Genomic DNA, 19390 nt, shown 5'->3' on the forward strand with positions numbered 1-19390 from the left:
TTTATGTTACCCCGATAAAATGAACGGAATTAGACTTTTGGCCCAGACTGTTCGTTTTATTTAATCTCGGTACATTTTAAAACTAAATATTGATTAAAAATTAACAGATAAACCAAAAATCACTTTTCCAGAGATTGGATAGATTCCCCGGTCAACACCTTGTCTTGTAACTTCTGAACTACCAGCTTCAGGATCTAAACCTTCATAATCTGTGAAAGTGAAGAAATCATCCAAAGAAACAAACACACGGGCACGATCGATACCAGCTTTCTGAGTTGTCGATTTTGGAAGTGTATAACCCAATTGAATTTGTTTGATACGCATGTATGAACCATCAGACACCATTAAGTCACTACGGTATACATAGTCGCTTGTATTGTCAGCAGCAGGTCTGCTGGCATTGGTGTTAGTAGGAGTCCATCTGTTATCATACATGAACTTTGGTTTGTTAGAGAAAGGTCTGTCGGAACGGAACCAACCCATAAATACATCATTCCCTTCAGATCCTTGTATGAAAAGGTTAAAGTCAAATCCTTTGTACTGAGCATTAAAAGTAGCACCATACAAAAAGTCTGCATGCGGATCGCCAATGTAAGTCTGATCGGCAGCTGAAATTTCACCATCCTTGTTTACATCAACTACAATAGGGGCTCCGGTAGTTTTATCGATACCATTGGTTTTGTATCCTTTGAAATACCAGATTGGGTATCCTTTTTCGAACCAGGTTAAATCATAACCTCTAAGATTATCACCGGCTATTGGAGATCCTGCTTGTTTGGTTACTTCGTTATCTTGGGTAGATAGATTTAAATTGATGCTATACTTGAATTCTCTATCGTTGTTTCTGTATCCTAATTCGAAATCGAATCCTTTATTGGTAACAGTTCCTGCATTTGCAAAAGGAAATTCGTTCCCGACAGATAATGGTCCTTGCTTAACAAAAATCAAATCTTTTGTTTTCTTGTTGTAGTAGTCCATTGTAAAGGAAAGTTTTCCATTCAAAGATCTCAAATCCAAACCAAGATCAAGTTGTTCTGTAGTCTCCCACTTTAAATTTGGGTTGGTTAATTTGTCGATTTCTGCACCAGGTTGGTAAACGTCATCAGTACCAGGATATTGTATTCCTGAGAATACCCAGAATTCACGATCTTCATTTCCTGGTAAGTTTGCTCTACTACCGTTTTGTCCCCAGCTACCTCTTAATTTCAAGTAATCAATACCTTTGATGTCAAAGAAATCTTCTTCAGACACAATCCATCCTACTGACGCTGCAGAGAAAACAGCAGATTTATCAGTCGTAGGAAATGCATCAGCGGCATCACGGCGAAGTGATAATTCCATCATATATCTGTTGAGGTAATTGTAAGATAAACGACCGAAATATGACGTCATTGTATGGTTTACATATCCACCACCTGTTCTGTCAAATTCATTAGATGTTGTATGTTCCTGATAGGCATACTGGTCACCTTCAGCAATTAGTGGTCCGGAGTGCATTGTGTAATTGGGTTCTTGGTTTTCTTCAGCAGAATAACCGGCTAAAAGAGTAAAGTCGTGATCACCTACTTTTTTATTGTACGTTGCGAAGTTCTCCCACAACCAGGTGTACCACTTGTTAATTTCATCATCAACCGAAGTTGCTGAGTTTTGGCTTTCGCTTGAGAAATAATAAGTTGGAGCCCATGAATGTTGAGTTTGATAAGTTAGATCAAGTCCAATACGAGTAGTAAAAGACAATCCTTTTATAGGCTTAACTGTTGCATAGGCCATTCCCAAGACTTTATCCTGAGTAATGGTGTTGTGATAAGTTTGCAACATAGCAAGCGGATTAGCTGTTTCCCCAGTTACATATTGTGCCAGACCGAAATAACGCCCATTATTATTTTTTAGAATAGTATTACCACCATCTAATAAACTTTGAACGTTGGCAGGAGTGCCATCGTAGGTTACAGGAGTAAGAGGATCAATTAAAAGTGCATTGTTTACAACACTTCTATATTCGTCATCTTCTCCAATATATTTTTGTTTAGAGTGTGAAAAACTAAAGTTGTTTCCAACCTCAAGCCATTCTTTAAGACTGCTTTTGGCATTAACACGAGCGGTGATACGTTCGTATTTTGCTTTGTCATCACCAACAATACCATTTTGTGAATAGTATGAACCAGAGACCATATAAGTCGATTTTTCGGTTCCAGCGGAGTAACTTAAGTGGTGTTTTTGCATTGGAGCAACTTCAAAAACTTCATCCAGCCAATCGGTATCGTTTCCATTTTGAGTAACGGTTCCTGCACCTGATTCCTGCATCCATTGTTGATACTCGCTGGCATTCATTAATTCCAAGTCACTTCTTGAACTTTGAAGACCATATTGAAAATCATAAGAGATTTTAGCTTCTCCTGTTTTACCGCTTTTAGTTGTAATGATAATAACACCATTAGCACCTTCGGTACCATAAATGGCTGCAGAAGCTGCATCTTTCAAAACATCAAAAGATTCAATATCACCTGGATCAATGTTATTAATATCTCCAGTTTTCATACCATCTACAATGAACAATGGATTTGAATTACCATTTGAGTTTACTCCACGAATACGAATATTTGTTCCTGCACCCGGAGAACCTGAATTTGATAAAACAGATACACCTGCTGTACGGCCTTGAATAGCCTGATCTGCTCTTGATGCCGGAGTATTCTGCAGCTCTTCGCCCTTAACACTGGAAATAGAGCCTGTATTCAGAGCTTTCTTTTGAATACCATAGCCAATTACAACAACTTCGTCTACACTTAAAGCATCTACATCCAGAACAACATTAATTGTTGTTTGATCGCCAACCAAAATTTCCTGTGTTGTGTATCCAATGAAACTGTATACAATAACGTTTTCGGGGTTGGCGGAAATAGAATAATTTCCATCGATATCGGAAACTGTTCCGATAGTTGTTGCCTTTAAGGAAATATTAACACCAGGTATACCAAAACCGGAGGAGTCAGTTATCTTACCAATAATTTCCTTGTTAGTACTTTGACCAAACATGATGGATACATTGCAAAATACCATCAGTAGTAACATGGATGACTTCAAAAGCCATCTACGGTTGTTTAGCTTCCCTGTTTTAAGGCAATGTGTGGGAGCATTAAAAATCTCAGATTTTTTCATAAAATTAATTCATTAGCGTATTATGGTTACAATTTATTTCCCAAAAGGAGAGGACCAACACATCCTAATGGGTTTTTGATATAAACTTTTTTTAATCTTTGTTTTTTATCATATGTGTATTTTTAGACTTTAAAATTTATGTGTAGTTACTGAAAATCAGATTTACATCGTTTTCGATATTCACAAAGAGAAAATAAGAGTATTGTCTTTTGTGAATAGTTGTTTCACTATTGCTTATCAGAGAATTAGTGTTCTTCTAATTCCCTTTTTTTTCATAAATTTGCGCCGATTCATTAGCGTATTAATAAAATGAATTATTTGTCGGAAGGAGAGGACCAACTAATCTTTCCGGCATTTTTTTATTCTTTTTTCCGACCTTTTCCATAAGCATCGATTCCTGAGGTTAAATAAACAAGCGGAGCATTCCAGTTAATGGCAATTTCATTAGTCGAATAACTACATTGCTCATCAGCATAGGATTTAGCAGGGTAAGTAGATCTGATAACATCAGAACCACAATCGTTGGGAACAATTAAATTGGGGCCGCCAACCAAAAAGCCAGGCACAGGTTCATGAACAGAATCGGCAGCAGAAGGTCGGTGGTGAATATTCATTGGGCTCAAAGAACCAAAACCTGTTACAAAGCAATAAGCAGTTGCATTTCGGCCAAGCAAATAGTCTAAACTCTCTCTTGCTGAGTTCAGGTATTTGGAATTCTTTGTTATTTGGTATGCAAGTAATTTCATCATTCCTTGATTGGCAAATTCTGAATTACTTCCCCATTCGTATTTCTCAACAGCGATTTTATATGGTGAATTGTTTTCAATCTCAATTAGTTGATCGATGTTCTTTAAAAAAACATCTTTCAATTCGGTGTATTCACCCTTCATATCAGAAGTTAGTAAGGAAATTATGCCTAAGGTATTTACATCCCGCCATCCCGGAGTTGTAATATTAATATCATTGTTTTTGTGATGCTTATTATACTTATTGTTGGCTGTTGCCAGATATAATTCGGCAGATGCCCAGTACCATTCATCGCTTAAGTTAGTATCGTCATAGGCTCCGGTATTTATATCAGAGGCTTGTTCGTATAAGATGTTTGGATTTTTAACTGCCCATTTCCATGCTTTTTCTGATTGAATTAAGCAAGAATCAGCCAAACCAGGCAAGCTCGAACTAAAATCAGCAAAAAGCCGGGAAGCATAAGCCATTGTTGCAGCAAAATCCAATGTTGCAGCCGTACTTTTCTGAACCAAATATCTTTTATTGGCAGCTTCATGCGGCATTACAAAACCTTCAAAATTTTTAGTGGTTAGCTTGTGATAAACGCCACCATCAAAAGTATCCTGCATTGTCATCATCCATCGTAAATTGTACAATGCTTCGTCCAAAATATCAGGAATTTCGTTATTTGATTCCGGAATGTTCACGTTCAGTTCATTGAAGTAAGCTGGGAATGATTTATATGCAAAAAGTAAAGTGTAGGTTGAAATACTGCTGTTAACGATGTATTTGTTGTAATCCCCGGCATCGTACCAGCCTTTTGGTGATGATACAATACTATTTTCGGGATGATTTTTATCTGCAGCAGAAGAGTGATAATATACAATTGTATCGGGGTGACCTTCCGGGCGAGCCCAAATTCCACCATACAAACTGTCAATTTTCATTCCTGATCGATTCAGATAGAAAGACTTAAGCGAAGCTTTTGCAAGTTCCGCGTAAGGTCTTTCTGTTATGATGATTTTATTTGAGATGATGCTGTCATTTGCTATAATATAATACTCCCCCTTATCTGTTAATTCCGAAAAATCTATTGATTGGATCGTATCACCTGATAATGAACTATATTGTTTCGAACCAACAGCTTTTTCAAGTATGATTTTACCATTGCTGTTTTTAATTTGAAACAGATCGGCACTTGTTCTGATCATTGCCTTTTTAGGAGCATTGTTCTCATATCCAACTTGATTGGCAAGTATGAGCTGTTCGTTTGCCGGAACAGGCTCATCCATTTTTTGGGTACAAGCAAATGCTGTAAATAATACAGAAAGCAGGCATGCGTATATTTTATAGTTCTTGATCTTCATCTCTATGTATTGTTATCCGATAATAACCGTTACTTTATGAGTTCCTGATTTTAAAATTGGAATTATGTTGCCATTCACTGGTGCTCCATCAATTTCCATTGATTTTACTCCTTTGTTTTTCCCATCAGGATTCAAGATCTTAATTTCATAACTTACTCCACGAAATTGACGGGTTATGGTGTATTCTTTCCATTCTTTAGGAATACAAGGATCAATTCTTAATCCATCGTAATCTGGTTGAATACCTAAAATGTATTGAGAGATGGCATAGAAATTCCACGATGCAGTTCCAGTCAGCCAGCTGTTTTTTCCTTCGCCTGGTTTAAAAGCATCTTTCCCGGCTACCATTTGGCAGTACACATAGGGTTCAACTTTGTGTAATTCACTTATTTCTTCTAAGTAAGAAGGACAGATTTTACGGAAATAATCCCAAGCCTGATCGCCTCTTCCTAAAAGGGCTTCACCAATGATTATCCATGGATTGTTGTGACAGAAAATACCTGCGTTTTCTTTGTATCCGGCAGGATAGGTAGAGATTTCACCATACTCAATTTTGTATTCGGTGAAGGCTGGATTATTTAAAACAATTCCGTAAGGCGTATCCATTCGTTCCTTAACACTGTCAAGAGCCTTTTCCATCAAGCCTTCCTCACGGCCAATTTCGGCCATGGTGCACCAACCTTGCGATTCAATGAAAATTTTACCTTCTTTGTTTTCTTCTGATCCCACTTTTTTACCGTAGTAATCATATGCTCTCAAGAACCATTCACCATCCCATGCATGATCCTTAATTGTTTGAGTCATTGCCTCAACATGCTTGGTGGCTTTGTCGGCCTCTTCGGTATTACCAATTCGATTGCAAAGTTTTATGAATTCTTTCCCATAAACCACGAACAATCCTGCAATCATTACCGATTCGGCAGTTCGTCCTTTTTTATTCCCTGTTGTTTGGAATGATTCGTTTGGATTTGTTGAGAAGCAGTTCAGGTTCAAACAATCATTCCAATCGGCACGACCGATTAAAGGCAATTGATGAGGTCCTAAATTATTGACAACATGATTGAACGATACTTTTAAATGATGGAATAAAGATTGTGCTTTCGATTCATCATTATCAAAAGGAACCATTTCATCCAGAATACTGAAATCACCAGTTTCTTTGATGTAACATGTTACAGATAAGATTAACCATAGCGGATCATCATTAAAATCGCCGCCTAAGGCATGATTTCCCATTTTTGTTAATGGTTGGTATTGGTGATAACATCCGCCGTCCTCAAATTGGGTGGCCGCTATGTCTAAAATTCGTTGTCGTGCTTCGGCAGGTATCTGATGAACAAAACCAATGATATCCTGATTGGAATCACGGAATCCCATGCCTCGGCCAATTCCACTTTCGAAGAAACTTGCACTTCGCGACATGTTAAAGGTGACCATGCATTGGTATTGATTCCAGATGCTAACCATTCTGTTTAGCTCGGTTTCTTTACTTTTTAAATTGAATTTGTCAAGAAGTTTGGACCAATAACTTTCTAAATCTGCGAAAGTAGCATTTACTTTTGCGGTAGTGTCAAATTGAGCCATCATGGCTTTGGCTTTCGCCTTATTGATGATTCCTTTTGAACTCCATTTTTCTTCGTCTTTGTTTTCTACGTAACCTAAAATGAAAACAAATTCCTTTTCTTCACCTGGTTGTAATTCAACTTCGATGTAATGCGATGCAACTGGCGACCATCCATGAGCAACACTGTTTCCAGCTTTGCCATTTTCGATTGCCTGCGGTTTGTCGAATCCGTTGTGCATACCAATAAAGCTTTCTCGATCGGTATCAAAACCGTTAATTTCAGAATTTACCGAAAAGAATGCATAATGATTTCTGCGCTCTTTGTATTCTGTTTTGTGATAAAGAGCAGAACCTTCTATTTCCACTTCACCTGTCGACAGGTTGCGCTGAAAGTTGGTCATGTCATCTTCAGCATTCCACAAACACCATTCAGCAAATGAGAATAGTTTTACTTTTTTTGCTTTGTCTGTTTCATTTTTAAGTCTCAAAAGATGCACTTCTCCCATGTAGTCGAGTGGGATGAAGCAAAGTAAATTTGAAGAAAGTCCATTTTTACTACTTAAAAAACGGGTATAACTAAGTCCGTGACGGCATTCATATTTATCCAGTTCTGTTTGAGTTGGTTTAAAGCCTGGGTTCCATGTGCACTCCTCATCTTTTATATAGTAATAACGTCCGCCCATGTCTACAGGAACGTTATTGTAACGATATCTCGTTAATCTTCGAAATTTCGCGTCTTTATAAAAAGTATATCCTCCTGCTGTGTTTGATATTAACCCAAAAAAATCTTTATTCCCAAGGTAATTAATCCAAGGGAACGGAGTTTTTGGTGAGGTAATAACATACTCCTTGTTGGCATCATCAAAGAAACCGTACTTCATAATACTAAAATTAAATTGTTTACTCTTTTAGGTGTTGTTGGTACCTAATTATACTTATATATTCTATTTTTTTTCTCTTGTTCTTCTGTCTGTAAGTTCCAGAGTTATTTCATTCATTTTCGTTTGATTCAATGGATATATTGTCATGAAAACTGCACCTAAAATGGCAATGATCGCGGGTACCCAACTCATCAACATTGTAATTCCTGGAATTGCTCCCTGAATGGCTGAATAATCTTGCCCGTTGTAATGAAAAGCAGCCAAAATAAAACCGATTATTGCACCTGCTATACCACCACCAAATTTGGTGGCAAACGAACCTGCGGAATAAATTAATCCGGTAGCGCGCCGGCCATTTTTAAATTCGGAATAATCGGCAGCATCCCCAAGCATGGCAAAGAATAAGGTTGGGAATATTGCGGCTGCAAATTCAGAAATAATACCTAAGGCAAAAATTGCGCTTATATCGCCCGGGCCGCAAAATATGATTGATGCATTCACTACTCCTGAGAAAATTAATGCGTAGATGAACAGCTTTTTCTTTCCTAATTTCTTGCTTAAGGGTGCAGTAATCATTGCGCCAGCAATAGAAGCAAACATTAATGCAACCATAAAAGAAGCAGCTAAAATCTGATTGTGTAAATAATGAGTGAAATAAATTACTACGATTCCCTGCTTAATTGAATTGTAGATGCTGAATAACAATCCGATTGTTAATAAGACTACCCAAGGTTTGTTGCTGATCAAATCTTTTAAATCTCTCCAAAGATCGCTTTGCTGCTCTTTAGGGGGGTGAACTCTTTCTGTGGTAGTCAAAAAGGTGATAAACATGAAAAGAGCTAAAAAAGCCGACATCAGATAAATGGAATAGCTATAACCACTTTTCTGATCGATCACAATTATTTTGTCTTTGTTTAGGTTCTTTTCACCTAAAACGATAAATGAATATGGCTTGTTGGCTTCCATTGAGAAACTCTTTCCTGTAGTAGGAGAATTAGTTGAATTGTTATTGTTTTCCCAAATAAAGTTTGCAATGCCATCTTTTGTTTTAATGTTTACATTTTCTACATCGGAAGGAGCAGAGACAGTCACCTGAAATCTATCGGAAGCCAACTCGTTTACACTAACCGTTGGATTGATATTTCCAAAATGTGCAACCAAATAGAGTAAAGCTCCTTGTACGAGCATTCCGCCGGCAAAAGCACCTACCATTCTGTACGATCCTATACTTGTTCTCTCTTTGTCGTCACCTGTCATTACCGCCATTAATGCGCCGTAAGGAATATTGTTGGCAGTATAAACTAATGTGAAAATAATATAAGTTGTATAGGCATATATTATTTTGCCTGTAGGACCTAGATTTGGAGCAGTGAAAAGAAGGGAAAGAATTACGCCTAATGGTATTGCTGTAAACAATATCCAAGGTCGAAATTTACCATACTTCGTATTTGTTCTATCGCCGGCAATTCCCATTAGAACATCACTAATGCCATCTGAAAAACGAGCAATTAACATTAGTAAACCTACAGCAGCTGGATTTATCCCAAAAACATCAGTGTAGAATATGAATAGAAAAGTTGCTACACCTCTCCAGGCTATATTAGCAGCGCCATCGCCAAGAGCGTAGCCAAGTTTTTCTTTAAAAGATATTTTAGTTGAATCTGACATTTTTATTTTTTAGACTGTGAAATCAAATAATTCCTTTTTTGTTTTTTCATAAACCTCTCTGCTAAATACATAAAGGCGTGCGGGTTTATGAGCAACTCCTGTTTGTTTTTCATCCGTAGGAATCAAATATTTCATGCGGGCAATTTTTTTTCTGAAATTTCTCTTGTCCAACTCAGTGCTTAATATCACCTCGTATATGTTTTGTAGTTGTGTCAGACTAAATTTTTCAGGAAGCAATTCAAAGCCGATTGGTTCTTGCTTAATTTTATTTCGTAATGCAATTAAAGCTTCCTCCAGAATTTGATTGTGATCGAATGCCAGTTCTCCAACTTCTGATACAGGAACCCATTTCACGTTTCTGCCTTTCCACTCCAAGGTAATATTCTGTGTTGCCAGAAGGGCAAAATATCCAATTGATACAATTCTTTTATCAGGGTCTCTGCCATCGTGAATTAACCATCTTCTGTCATTCTCTTTTTTTAATCTGTCGGGATGCGCAAATGTTTTAAATTGATCAAGGAATACATTTTTTAAACCTGTTAAGTCAAATAAAACACGATAAGCTGCCTGCTCAATAGTTTCATCTTCATAGATGTGATTTCCTGTTAATGTTAAATCAGTAAACTCGGGCTGTCCTGTGGAATTATTAGTAAGTGTTCTATCTACAAGTAGAACTTGTAGTTCTTGTCCATTGTATCCGAATATTACGCAATCTACAGATATGTAATCGTTAAGTGGTCTGCTTGGCATCTTTATAGTTGAGGTTTGTATCTTATTTTTTTAATTAAGTGTTAAAGTAACACTAACTATATTTAATGCTAATGTAAATCCTTTTTTAGAAAAATCAAAAAATGATTTATGTCTTTTTCGAAATCGTATGCGGAGCAGGTTGTATAAAGTACACTAAGCTAGGCTGTTTTTCGGGATTTCAGGATGTTGATTCTCTTTTATTAGAAAACGTTATTTATAATAATTATAAATAACATTAATCTGAAATTGAGGAGGAAGGAATTGACGTGGAAAATCATGCATAGTTAATAACTGTGCATTAGGATGAAGTTGAGGAGGTGTGGTGTAGATTAAATGAGATTTTAGATGTGTCTTTAGTCAGTCATATAAAAACAGCAAAGAGGGTGTCCAAAAAGGAATATTTTGTATTGGATTGTCATGTTGAGCGATCCCGATGGTTATCGGGACTAAACATCTGTTTTTCAAAGTGAAAGATTCTTCGACAGGCTCAGAATGACAATAGAACAATACTTTTTGGACACCCTCTTTGCTGAAGTGTGTTATCTTTTTTTTGAAATTCTATTGAGAATTTCTTCATATTCTTTGAATCGATGTTCTCGAACAGGCCTTATTTTTGGTTCTGTTGAAAAATAAAGTAACAAACAAGGAGTAATGTTTTTGTATTTCTCAACGTATTCGTAACGTATCAATTCATTGTTATTAATCCGTTGTTTAATCTTGTTATGATAGGGATACATTATTTCAAATTTAAACCATACTTAAATCCACCGGCAAAAAATGAGAAACCGATGAATAGTAAAAATAAAATTTATTTTTTCATTATTGAACTGTAGTTAGCTGGTTATTTTTGTTGAAACATTTATTGATTGCATCCAACAGTGTTTTTTTACCTACCGGTTTTGAAAGATAGAGGTCGCAGCCGGTGGATAATATTTTTTCCCGATCACCAGACATTGCATATGCTGTTTGTGCAATAATTGGAAGTTCCGGTTTTATATTTTTTATTTGTTTTGTCGCTTCATACCCATTCATTACAGGCATATTGATATCCATTAACAGTAAATCAATTTTTTCTATCGTTTTGCAATAATTGACTGCCTCCCTGCCATTTTTAGCATGAACGCATTTGGCGCCTTCTCTGCCAAGTATTTCTACCAAATATGAATAACTTGAAGCGTCATCTTCGGCAATAAGAATCGTTTTTCCTTTCAGACTAAGTTTTTGCTGACAAGTGCTATTGGTATTGATGTGTTTTGTATCGTCCACATAAATGGGAATCGTAAAAAAGAAGGAAGCACCTTTTCCTATTTCAGATTCAACCCATATTTCACCACCTAATAAATTAATTAATCGTTTGCATATAGTTAATCCTAAGCCGGTTCCGCCATATATTCTGGTTTTAGATTCATCGACTTGTCTAAATACCTCGAAAATTAGTTCCTGCTTATCAGGAGGAATACCAATTCCAGAATCAATAACAAAAAATTTCAGCATTGGAATTTGATTCTGGATAGATTCATGGCAGCCAAATTCAACGCTTCCCCAATGTGTAAATTTTAATGCATTTTTTAACAGATTAAGTAAAACCTGTTTGATTCTATTTTGATCTGAATTTAGAATCGGATTTATGTTTCCAAAGTCAGCATACATTTTAAGTTCTATTTCTTCTTTCCCCAAAATTAGCTGCTCATTTTTAATGATGAACTGTACTTCATCTAACATGGATTGGATTGAAAATAATTCACTCTCAATTCTGATATCGCCTGTTTCTATTAAAGAGATATCAAAAAGATCTTCGATAAGAGCTAATAAATTATTACCACTTTTGTTTATTATGTCATTAAAACTGAGAATATCCTCCATGCTTGAATTCTCATTAATAAGTTCTGAAAATCCTATTACAGCATTCAAAGGAGTTCTCAATTCATGCGACATACTTGCTAAAAAAGTCGATTTTATCCGGTCACTTTTTTCAGCATCTTCCTTGGCTGTAATTAAAGCTTCGGTAAGGTTTTTTCTTTGTGTAATATCTTCTATCATAGCTAAATGGCATGAGTCCCCTTTGACCTGTACATCGACTTTCGCAACGGTTAAAGTGATCCATACGTAATCTCCGTTAGGCCTTGTCAGCCTTTTTTCCAATGTAAAATCGGTAATTTCTCCTGTATTTAGCAATTTCATTTGATCCAGGTCTTGCTGTATATCATCAGAATGCGTTATCGATTGCCAATTGATTTTTTTTAAATGCTCTTTGGAGTATCCCGTGATTTCGCAATATTTGGAATTCATTTGAAGAAATTGGCCGTCAGCAGAATTGATCAGGGCAATGCCTAAAGGAGCTCCTTCAAAAATCTTTTGAAATTTTTCTTCGCTTTCTTTTCTCAATTTATCCTCCGCATCTTTAATACGAAGCATAGCATTCAATTGAGGAATTAATTCTTCTTCCTCAATTGGTTTGGAAAGGAATGCATCTGCTCCTATTTCTAATCCTTTAATTCTGCTTTTTTTATCGTCGCGCATGGCTGTAACCAGAATTATGGGAATGTGTTTGGTTTTTGCTTCTTGTTTTAATTTTTCAGAGGTTTCAAACCCATCCATTCCTGGCATAATAATGTCTAAAAGAATGGTGTCGGGTCGTTCTTTTATTGCTGTTTCGATTCCTTCTGAACCCGATTGGCAAGTTAAAATTGTACAGTTAGGATAGTACCTTTTAATTATTGTCTTATAAACCAACAAATTATCGTTATTGTCGTCAATTGCTAGAATTTTTCTCATAGAATTAAATAAAGAATTTTTCAATTTTTGATAGAATTTCCAAATGCCCAACCGGCTTTGTTTCATAAGCGTCGCAATCTGCTTGCAGTATTGCTTCTTTGTCTTCGGTCATTGCCATTGCAGTCAATGCAATAACTGGAATGTGTTGTGTTTTTATATCAGACTTAATTTATCTTACTGCTTCAATAATGTCTATGTTTTAAGGAAAAACAGATACTTTCCCCGAGCATAGAAAAAATCTTTGTGTAAAATAAAAACTTCGGAAATGCTACTAAAAATATTCATTATAACGCAAATAATCAATATAAATAGATTCTATCTTGTTAAATAAAATATTTATATGTGATGAATGAAAAAGAGAGATGGTAAGTGCTGACGATTTTAGAATAATCCCTTTAAAATTGGGTATTTATCTTGAGAAAGATAAGTAGGAAATAAGTACCTTTGATTTTATTCATTACATTATTCTATAAAGACAAAATAAAAGCGCGTATGATAAATGAAACTGTAAAAGTTCATGATAAATTTTCTGTAGAGATTAAATTGGGCTATGAGCCTCGTAAAGATCGAAAGGTGAGTGAGTTTTCTATAAAAACCTGGCTTTTTATACCCAGTGGTTTGGATATTAATTCGTCAACTTATACAAAAGAGGACTTTTACAATGATTTTAATTCGAACATTCGTCTGATTACACCGACCTATTTATTAAGGGATATTGCTTTAGGCGATCATTCAGTTTTCCAGTATCTGGAGGAAGCCTTTCATAAGCTGGCTGATGAATCTAATTCTAAAAATGAGGCCAATTATGAGTACCATATTCGAATGTTTCATATTATTACCAGATCGGCGCTTCGAAGGGAAATTCAGCATATTCTTCAAAACGAATTGCCTGAAGATCGACAGTACCTTATTGATGAATACATTTCGAATGTTCGGAAAATTGGACGACATTACCGCGATTTGCGTAGAATTGTGAATGTACCAACAATTCAAAAGGAAATGTTCGATTATTATTTGTTCGGTGATGAGTTCATGAGCAATCAGTTTGAGCAGCATTCCTACTATTTGCATCGGGGACTGCAGAAAATGCACCATTCCGATTTTGAGCTGAGCAAAGATGAGATTCTGCGCTTAGTTAGGGAAGAAGTAGCCTACAAAAGAAGCAAGGGATACTTGGTAGTTGAAGACAAGGCACATGATAAGAATCGTTGGCTGGTGCATCGAAGAGGTGCCTTTAATAAATATTTTGAAGGTCAGTTGCTGCTCAACTCCCGTAAGAAAAAGGAGGGGGTTTTGGCCATGCAGGTATTGTACAGTCTGGCTGCAGGTTTGGCTATGATTTTTGGAGCAGCACTTACCTTTCTTTTTCAGAAAAGCTTAGGAACTTTTACCATGCCTTTGTTTGTGGCTCTGGTGATTATTTATATGCTTAAAGATAGAATTAAGGATCTTAGCCGGCTTTATTTGGTGGGGAAGATTAACAAACGCTTTTTCGATCATAAAACCGTTATTCGCGTAAAAGGAAATGAGGAAATTGGTTGGTGCAAGGAGAGTTTTGACTTTGTTCGTGAAGATACTGTTCCTTTGCGGGTGATGAAACACCGCGACCGGTCTAGAATTGTTGATGTTGAAAGTCGTGGAGTTGGAGAGAAAATTATTTTTTATCGCAAACTGCTTCGTTTGGATAGGATGGCATTGGATAATTCGTATGGAGATTACAACATTACAGGAGTGGTTGATATTATTCGATTTAATGTATCGAAGTTTATTCAGAAAATGGATAATCCTGAAATACCGCTTTACTATTTAAAAGACGATGATTTTGAAAAAATATCCGGAGAGAAGGTATACTTCGTTAATATGATATTCCGCTTTAAACTCGACAATCAAACCAGTTACCGCCGTTACCGGATTATTTTTAACCGGCGGGGGATAAAAAAAGTAGAGAAAGTATAAGAAGCTATAAATTGAGAAGAGGCTGTATCAGTATATGATGCAGCCTCTTTTTTTTTGAATATCCTCAAATTATTTTTAGTTGGAGATTGTGTTTTTTTAGCCCTTGTTTTGGTAGTGTTATTGAGTATTTAGGATCAGAACTTTATAATACAGAATACATCTATATAGTAAGTACTTTGCAATACTAGGTAATTTATTTATATTTGCCATGTGGAAATCAGTAATTGTTGTTTGACTGAAATAAAAACAGAAAGAGTCTTATAAAAGGTTAGGAATAACAGCTTTTATTGAGATGTATACAATTGAGTATAGGAAGATGTTAAAAAAATAGAATTCATCATGAACAAGAATATATCCAAAGAGTACGATGTAATAATCATTGGAGGAGGAGCTACCGGCGCAGGAACAGCGCGAGATTGTGCGATGCGCGGGCTAAGTGTTTTGCTTGTTGAGCGTCATGATTTTGCTGCCGGGGCTACCGGACGGAATCATGGTTTGCTGCATAGTGGTGCACGATATGCTGTGACCGATCATGAATCAGCTGCAGAATGTATTAAGGAGAATATGATTCTGCGTCGTATTGCGAATCATTGCGTGGAAGAAAATGATGGATTGTTTATTACTCTGCCGGAAGATGACATCTCTTTTCAGTCTCAGTTTGTAGATGCCTGTAAAACTGCGGGTATTGGAACTGAGATTATTGATCCAGATTTCGCTCGTCACATTGAGCCTTCTGTTAATCCAAATTTAATGGGAGCAGTTAAGGTGCCAGACGGATCTGTGGATCCTTTCCGTCTGACAATGTCGAATGCTTTGGATGCCAGAATTCATGGAGCAGTTCTTTTAACACAACATGAGGTGACTGGTGTTGTTAAAGAGCAGAATCGGGTGACTGGTGTTGAATTGTTCAATCATGAAATAAAAGAAAAAGTAAAATATTACGGGAAAATAATAGTGAATGCCGGGGGAATTTGGGGGCACCATATTGCTAATTTGGCCGGTGTCAGTATCAATATGTTTCCTGCAAAAGGTTCCTTACTTATTTTTGGACACCGCGTTAATAAAATGGTGTTGAACAGATGCAGAAAGCCAGCTAATGCTGATATTCTGGTACCTGGAGATACAATTTGTCTGATTGGAACTACTTCGGAACGTATTCCTTATGACCAAATTGATAATATGTTTGTATCCAGAAAAGATGTGGATGTTTTGATACGTGAGGGGGTGAAACTTTCTCCGGCATTGGCAGCTACTCGTATTTTACGTGCTTATGCAGGTGTACGTCCTTTGGTTGCTGCAGACAATGATCCAAGCGGACGAAGCATTAGCCGCGGAATTGTACTTCTGGATCATCAGGAGCGGGACGGGCTTTCAGGTTTTATCACGATTACTGGCGGCAAGCTGATGACATACCGTTTGATGGCTGAAGAAGCTACTGATTTAATCTGTAAAAAGCTTTCTGTTGATAAGCAGTGTGAAACAGCCGAAAAATCATTGCCAGGAGCTGAAAAGAGTGAGCATCCACTAAGTATTGCTACGGAAAAAGTTTATACAGGGGCTAATATCTCTCAAAAGTCAGCGAAGGATCGTCATGGTACACTTGCGAAGAATATTTCGAATGGAGACAACTACGAAGATTCATTGGTTTGTGAGTGCGAGGGAGTGTCGATTGCCGAAGTGAAATATGCGGTTAATGAATTGCATGTTAATGATTTGATCGATTTACGTCGCCGTACCCGTGTAGGTATGGGCACATGTCAGGGAGAATTGTGTGCCTGCCGTGCGGCGGGTCTCCTTTGCGAATCTTCCGAAAAACCAGGCAAGGCAAAAGATGATTTGGCTAATTTTCTTCAGGAACGATGGAAAGGAATGCTGCCAATTACCTGGGGAGAGGGAATCAATGAGATTCAGTTTACCTCATGGATTTACGAAGGCATTTATGGTTTGAAACCGGATAACAATTAAGCAGGGATTAGTATGAAATTCGATAACATTATTATAGGAGGTGGGTTGAGTGGACTCACTTGTGGAATTAAATTGGCAGAGCAAGGAAAAAAATGTGCAATAGTTTCATCGGGACAGAGTGCCATCCATTTTTTTTCCGGTTCGTTCGATTTGCTTGGAAAGATGGATGGACAAGATGTAAAAAATCCGCTGGAAGCGATAAAAATATTGCCAGATAGGCATCCTTACCAACGTGTTGGGATTGAAAATATATCCCGGTTGGTTGTTGAAGCTCCCCGGTTGTTGGATCGTGCCGGCTTAAATTTTTTTGGCAAGGCAGACGAGAATCATTTTGTGTTAACCCCAATGGGAATTATGAAACCGACGTGGTTGACTATTGATGATTTTACCCGTTTCGAACAAAATGATGCATTTCCCTGGAAAAAAGCAGTCATCCTAAATTTCAGTGGATTCCTCGATTTCCACACTTTATTTGTTCAGGACGGACTGAAGAAATACGGCGTGGATACGCAAATTAAGAACTTTGCCATGAAGGAATTTGAAGCAATCCGCCGTAATCCGAGTGAAATGAGATCTACAAATATTGCGAAGGTATTTGATAGTGGAGATGCTCTTGACGAATTTGCTCAAAAGGTAAATCAGCTTAGTGAAGGTTTTGAAGTAGTCCTTTTGCCGGCAGTATTCGGGTTGTTTACTAAAAATGTTGCTTTAAATCTTAAAGCAAAAGTAAATAAACCAGTGGTACTGCTTCCGGCCATACCACCATCAGTTCCTGGTATCCGAAGTCAGATATTGCTTCGTAAACGATTCGAAGAATTAGGTGGGACTTATTTTTTGGGTGATAATGTGGAAGAAGGCACTTTCAAAAACAACCGACTGGTTGCTGTTCAAACCAATAATCATGGAGATATTAAATTGGAAGCTGATCAATTTGTTTTGGCCAGCGGAAGCTTCTACAGTAAAGGTATTGTGGCGACGCGTGAGAAGTTATACGAGCCTATTTTTGGGCTTGATATTGATGGAGATACCGATAGTGAAAAATGGCTCGATGAGAAGTTCTTTAACGATCAGCCGTATATGCATTATGGGGTTAAAACTGACAGTGGCTTTCGTGCATTAAAAAACGGGAAACCAATTGAGAATTTATTTGCGGCAGGTTCTGTGCTTGGAGGGGCTAATGCTCTTAAAGAAGGCAGTGGAGCAGGCATCAGTTTATTGACTTCGCTGCATGTAGCTGAGCAAATTTTAAAATAACAGGACGATGAAAAAGGAAATGTTTGAACCATTCAATAGCAGCGATAATAATTTTGAACAGTGTGTGAAGTGTACGATTTGTACTGTTTATTGTCCTGTTCTGGAAGTGAATCCGGATTATCCGGGACCAAAGCAGTCAGGCCCAGATGGAGAAAGGTTACGCTTGAAGGATCAAAATTTTTACGATGAATCATTAAAGTTGTGCCTCAACTGCAAGCGTTGCGAGGTAGCTTGCCCGCACGGAGTGAAAATTGGAGATATTATTCAGCTGGCGCGGATCAAATACAGTAAGAAAAAGCCGAAAGTCAGGGATATGATTCTTGCAAATACTGATATTGTAGGTACTATGGCGAGTACGTTTGCACCTATTGTGAATCCTATTGTTGCTCTAAAGCCTGTTCGGCTCATGATGGATGGTGTGCTGAAAATAGATCATCACCGTATATTCCCTGAATATGCAGGGATGAGGTTCGAAACCTGGTACCGCAGATATGCTGCATCAAAGCAAACTGATTTTAAAAAACATGTCAGTTACTTTCATGGCTGTTATGTAAATTATAATTTCCCTAAGCAAGGCAAAGACCTGATCAAAATTATGAATGCGGCAGGTTATGGTGTTCATCTTCTCGAAAAGGAAAAATGTTGTGGAGTAGCTTTGATTTCTAATGGTCTTATTAAACAAGCCACAAAACAAGCACGTCACAATGTGGAAGCCTTTAAAAAATCGATCGTAGACAAGAATATGCCGGTAATATCCACATCCTCAACCTGTATATTCACCATTCGCGATGAGTATCCGCATTTACTGGGGGTGAAGAACGACGAAATTCGCAACGAAAGCGAGCTGGCTACCCGCTTCCTGTTCCGTTTAATCGATTCAGGAAAGCTTAAATTGGTTTTTAAGAAGGATTACAGGAAACGTGTAGCTTACCATACTCCTTGTCACATGGAGAAGCTTGGTTGGTCTGTTTATTCCACCGCCTTACTTAAAATGATTCCGGGAATCGATTTTGTATCGCTTGAATCGCGGTGTTGCGGCATTGCGGGGACTTATGGCTTCAAAAAAGAAAATTACAAAACGTCGCAGGGAGTAGGGAAACCGCTCTTCGATCAGATAGAGAGCTCAGATATCGATTTTGTAGCTACCGATTGTGAAACCTGTAAGTGGCAAATTGAGATGTCGACCACAAAAAAGGTAGAACATCCTATTTCTATTCTTGCCGAAGCATTGGATGTGGAAGCAACTGTAAAATTATGGCAAAAGTAAATTGATGAGAATCATGAGAAGGGTGGCTTAACAGAGTGCCCGGTTTTTATAAATGTTA

General features: G+C 37.3%; 10 protein-coding genes. 4 read left to right on the forward strand and 6 right to left on the reverse strand.

Annotation, left to right across the window (positions count from 1 at the left end):
- Window positions 1–93: 93 nt before the first annotated feature.
- The 6 genes from ACHZAX_RS04325 to ACHZAX_RS04350 all read right to left on the reverse strand — a co-directional run bounded on the left by ACHZAX_RS04325 (window position 94) and on the right by ACHZAX_RS04350 (window position 12890).
- A complete protein-coding gene (locus tag ACHZAX_RS04325; protein ID WP_320018148.1) occupies window positions 94–3159 on the reverse strand; it encodes a SusC/RagA family TonB-linked outer membrane protein in 3066 nt (1021 codons plus the stop codon).
- 359 nt (window positions 3160–3518) lie between these two features.
- A complete protein-coding gene (locus ACHZAX_RS04330) occupies window positions 3519–5252 on the reverse strand; it encodes a glycoside hydrolase family 9 protein (RefSeq protein ID WP_320018149.1) in 1734 nt (577 codons plus the stop codon).
- A 12-nt stretch (window positions 5253–5264) separates the two neighbouring features.
- A complete protein-coding gene (locus tag ACHZAX_RS04335) occupies window positions 5265–7697 on the reverse strand; it encodes a GH36-type glycosyl hydrolase domain-containing protein (protein ID WP_320018150.1) in 2433 nt (810 codons plus the stop codon).
- A gap of 63 nt (window positions 7698–7760) precedes the next feature.
- On the reverse strand, window positions 7761–9365 hold the full coding sequence (locus tag ACHZAX_RS04340) for an MFS transporter (protein WP_320018151.1): 1605 nt from the start codon (window positions 9363–9365) through the stop codon (window positions 7761–7763).
- A 9-nt stretch (window positions 9366–9374) separates the two neighbouring features.
- Window positions 9375–10115, reverse strand: a complete 741-nt coding sequence (locus ACHZAX_RS04345; RefSeq protein ID WP_101309286.1) for an NUDIX hydrolase — start codon at window positions 10113–10115, stop codon at window positions 9375–9377.
- Window positions 10116–10934: 819 nt separating this feature from the next.
- Window positions 10935–12890: a response regulator gene (locus tag ACHZAX_RS04350; RefSeq protein ID WP_320018152.1), complete on the reverse strand. Its 1956-nt coding sequence runs from the start codon at window positions 12888–12890 to the stop codon at window positions 10935–10937.
- A 492-nt stretch (window positions 12891–13382) separates the two neighbouring features.
- Here ACHZAX_RS04350 and ACHZAX_RS04355 point away from each other — a divergent pair, with 492 nt between their 5' ends.
- From ACHZAX_RS04355 to glpC, 4 genes are all read left to right on the forward strand, one after another.
- Window positions 13383–14846 carry a hypothetical protein gene (locus ACHZAX_RS04355; protein WP_320018153.1) on the forward strand — a complete coding sequence of 488 codons (1464 nt, stop codon included), beginning with the start codon at window positions 13383–13385 and terminating at the stop codon, window positions 14844–14846.
- A gap of 339 nt (window positions 14847–15185) precedes the next feature.
- The gene (gene glpA / locus ACHZAX_RS04360) at window positions 15186–16811 is read left to right on the forward strand and encodes an anaerobic glycerol-3-phosphate dehydrogenase subunit A (protein WP_320018154.1); all 1626 of its coding nucleotides are present in this window, start codon (window positions 15186–15188) and stop codon (window positions 16809–16811) included.
- A gap of 12 nt (window positions 16812–16823) precedes the next feature.
- Window positions 16824–18065 carry a glycerol-3-phosphate dehydrogenase subunit GlpB gene (glpB, locus tag ACHZAX_RS04365; protein ID WP_320018155.1) on the forward strand — a complete coding sequence of 414 codons (1242 nt, stop codon included), beginning with the start codon at window positions 16824–16826 and terminating at the stop codon, window positions 18063–18065.
- 7 nt (window positions 18066–18072) lie between these two features.
- The gene (gene glpC / locus ACHZAX_RS04370) at window positions 18073–19332 is read left to right on the forward strand and encodes an anaerobic glycerol-3-phosphate dehydrogenase subunit GlpC (protein ID WP_320018156.1); all 1260 of its coding nucleotides are present in this window, start codon (window positions 18073–18075) and stop codon (window positions 19330–19332) included.
- Window positions 19333–19390 lie beyond the last annotated feature (58 nt).

The sequence above is a fragment of the Labilibaculum manganireducens genome, assembly GCF_963665805.2.
GTDB classification, from domain to species: domain Bacteria; phylum Bacteroidota; class Bacteroidia; order Bacteroidales; family Marinifilaceae; genus Labilibaculum; species Labilibaculum manganireducens.

Excerpts from the sequence above, each read along its gene's own strand:
- ACHZAX_RS04325 (WP_320018148.1), bottom strand. The coding sequence starts at position 3,159 with ATGAAAAAATCTGAGATTTTTAATGCTCCCACACATTGCCTTAAAACA.
- ACHZAX_RS04330 (WP_320018149.1), bottom strand. The coding sequence starts at position 5,252 with ATGAAGATCAAGAACTATAAAATATACGCATGCCTGCTTTCTGTATTA.
- ACHZAX_RS04335 (WP_320018150.1), bottom strand. The coding sequence starts at position 7,697 with ATGAAGTACGGTTTCTTTGATGATGCCAACAAGGAGTATGTTATTACC.
- ACHZAX_RS04340 (WP_320018151.1), bottom strand. The coding sequence starts at position 9,365 with ATGTCAGATTCAACTAAAATATCTTTTAAAGAAAAACTTGGCTACGCT.
- ACHZAX_RS04345 (WP_101309286.1), bottom strand. The coding sequence starts at position 10,115 with ATGCCAAGCAGACCACTTAACGATTACATATCTGTAGATTGCGTAATA.
- ACHZAX_RS04350 (WP_320018152.1), bottom strand. The coding sequence starts at position 12,890 with ATGAGAAAAATTCTAGCAATTGACGACAATAACGATAATTTGTTGGTT.
- ACHZAX_RS04355 (WP_320018153.1), top strand. The coding sequence starts at position 13,383 with ATGATAAATGAAACTGTAAAAGTTCATGATAAATTTTCTGTAGAGATT.
- glpA (WP_320018154.1), top strand. The coding sequence starts at position 15,186 with ATGAACAAGAATATATCCAAAGAGTACGATGTAATAATCATTGGAGGA.
- glpB (WP_320018155.1), top strand. The coding sequence starts at position 16,824 with ATGAAATTCGATAACATTATTATAGGAGGTGGGTTGAGTGGACTCACT.
- glpC (WP_320018156.1), top strand. The coding sequence starts at position 18,073 with ATGAAAAAGGAAATGTTTGAACCATTCAATAGCAGCGATAATAATTTT.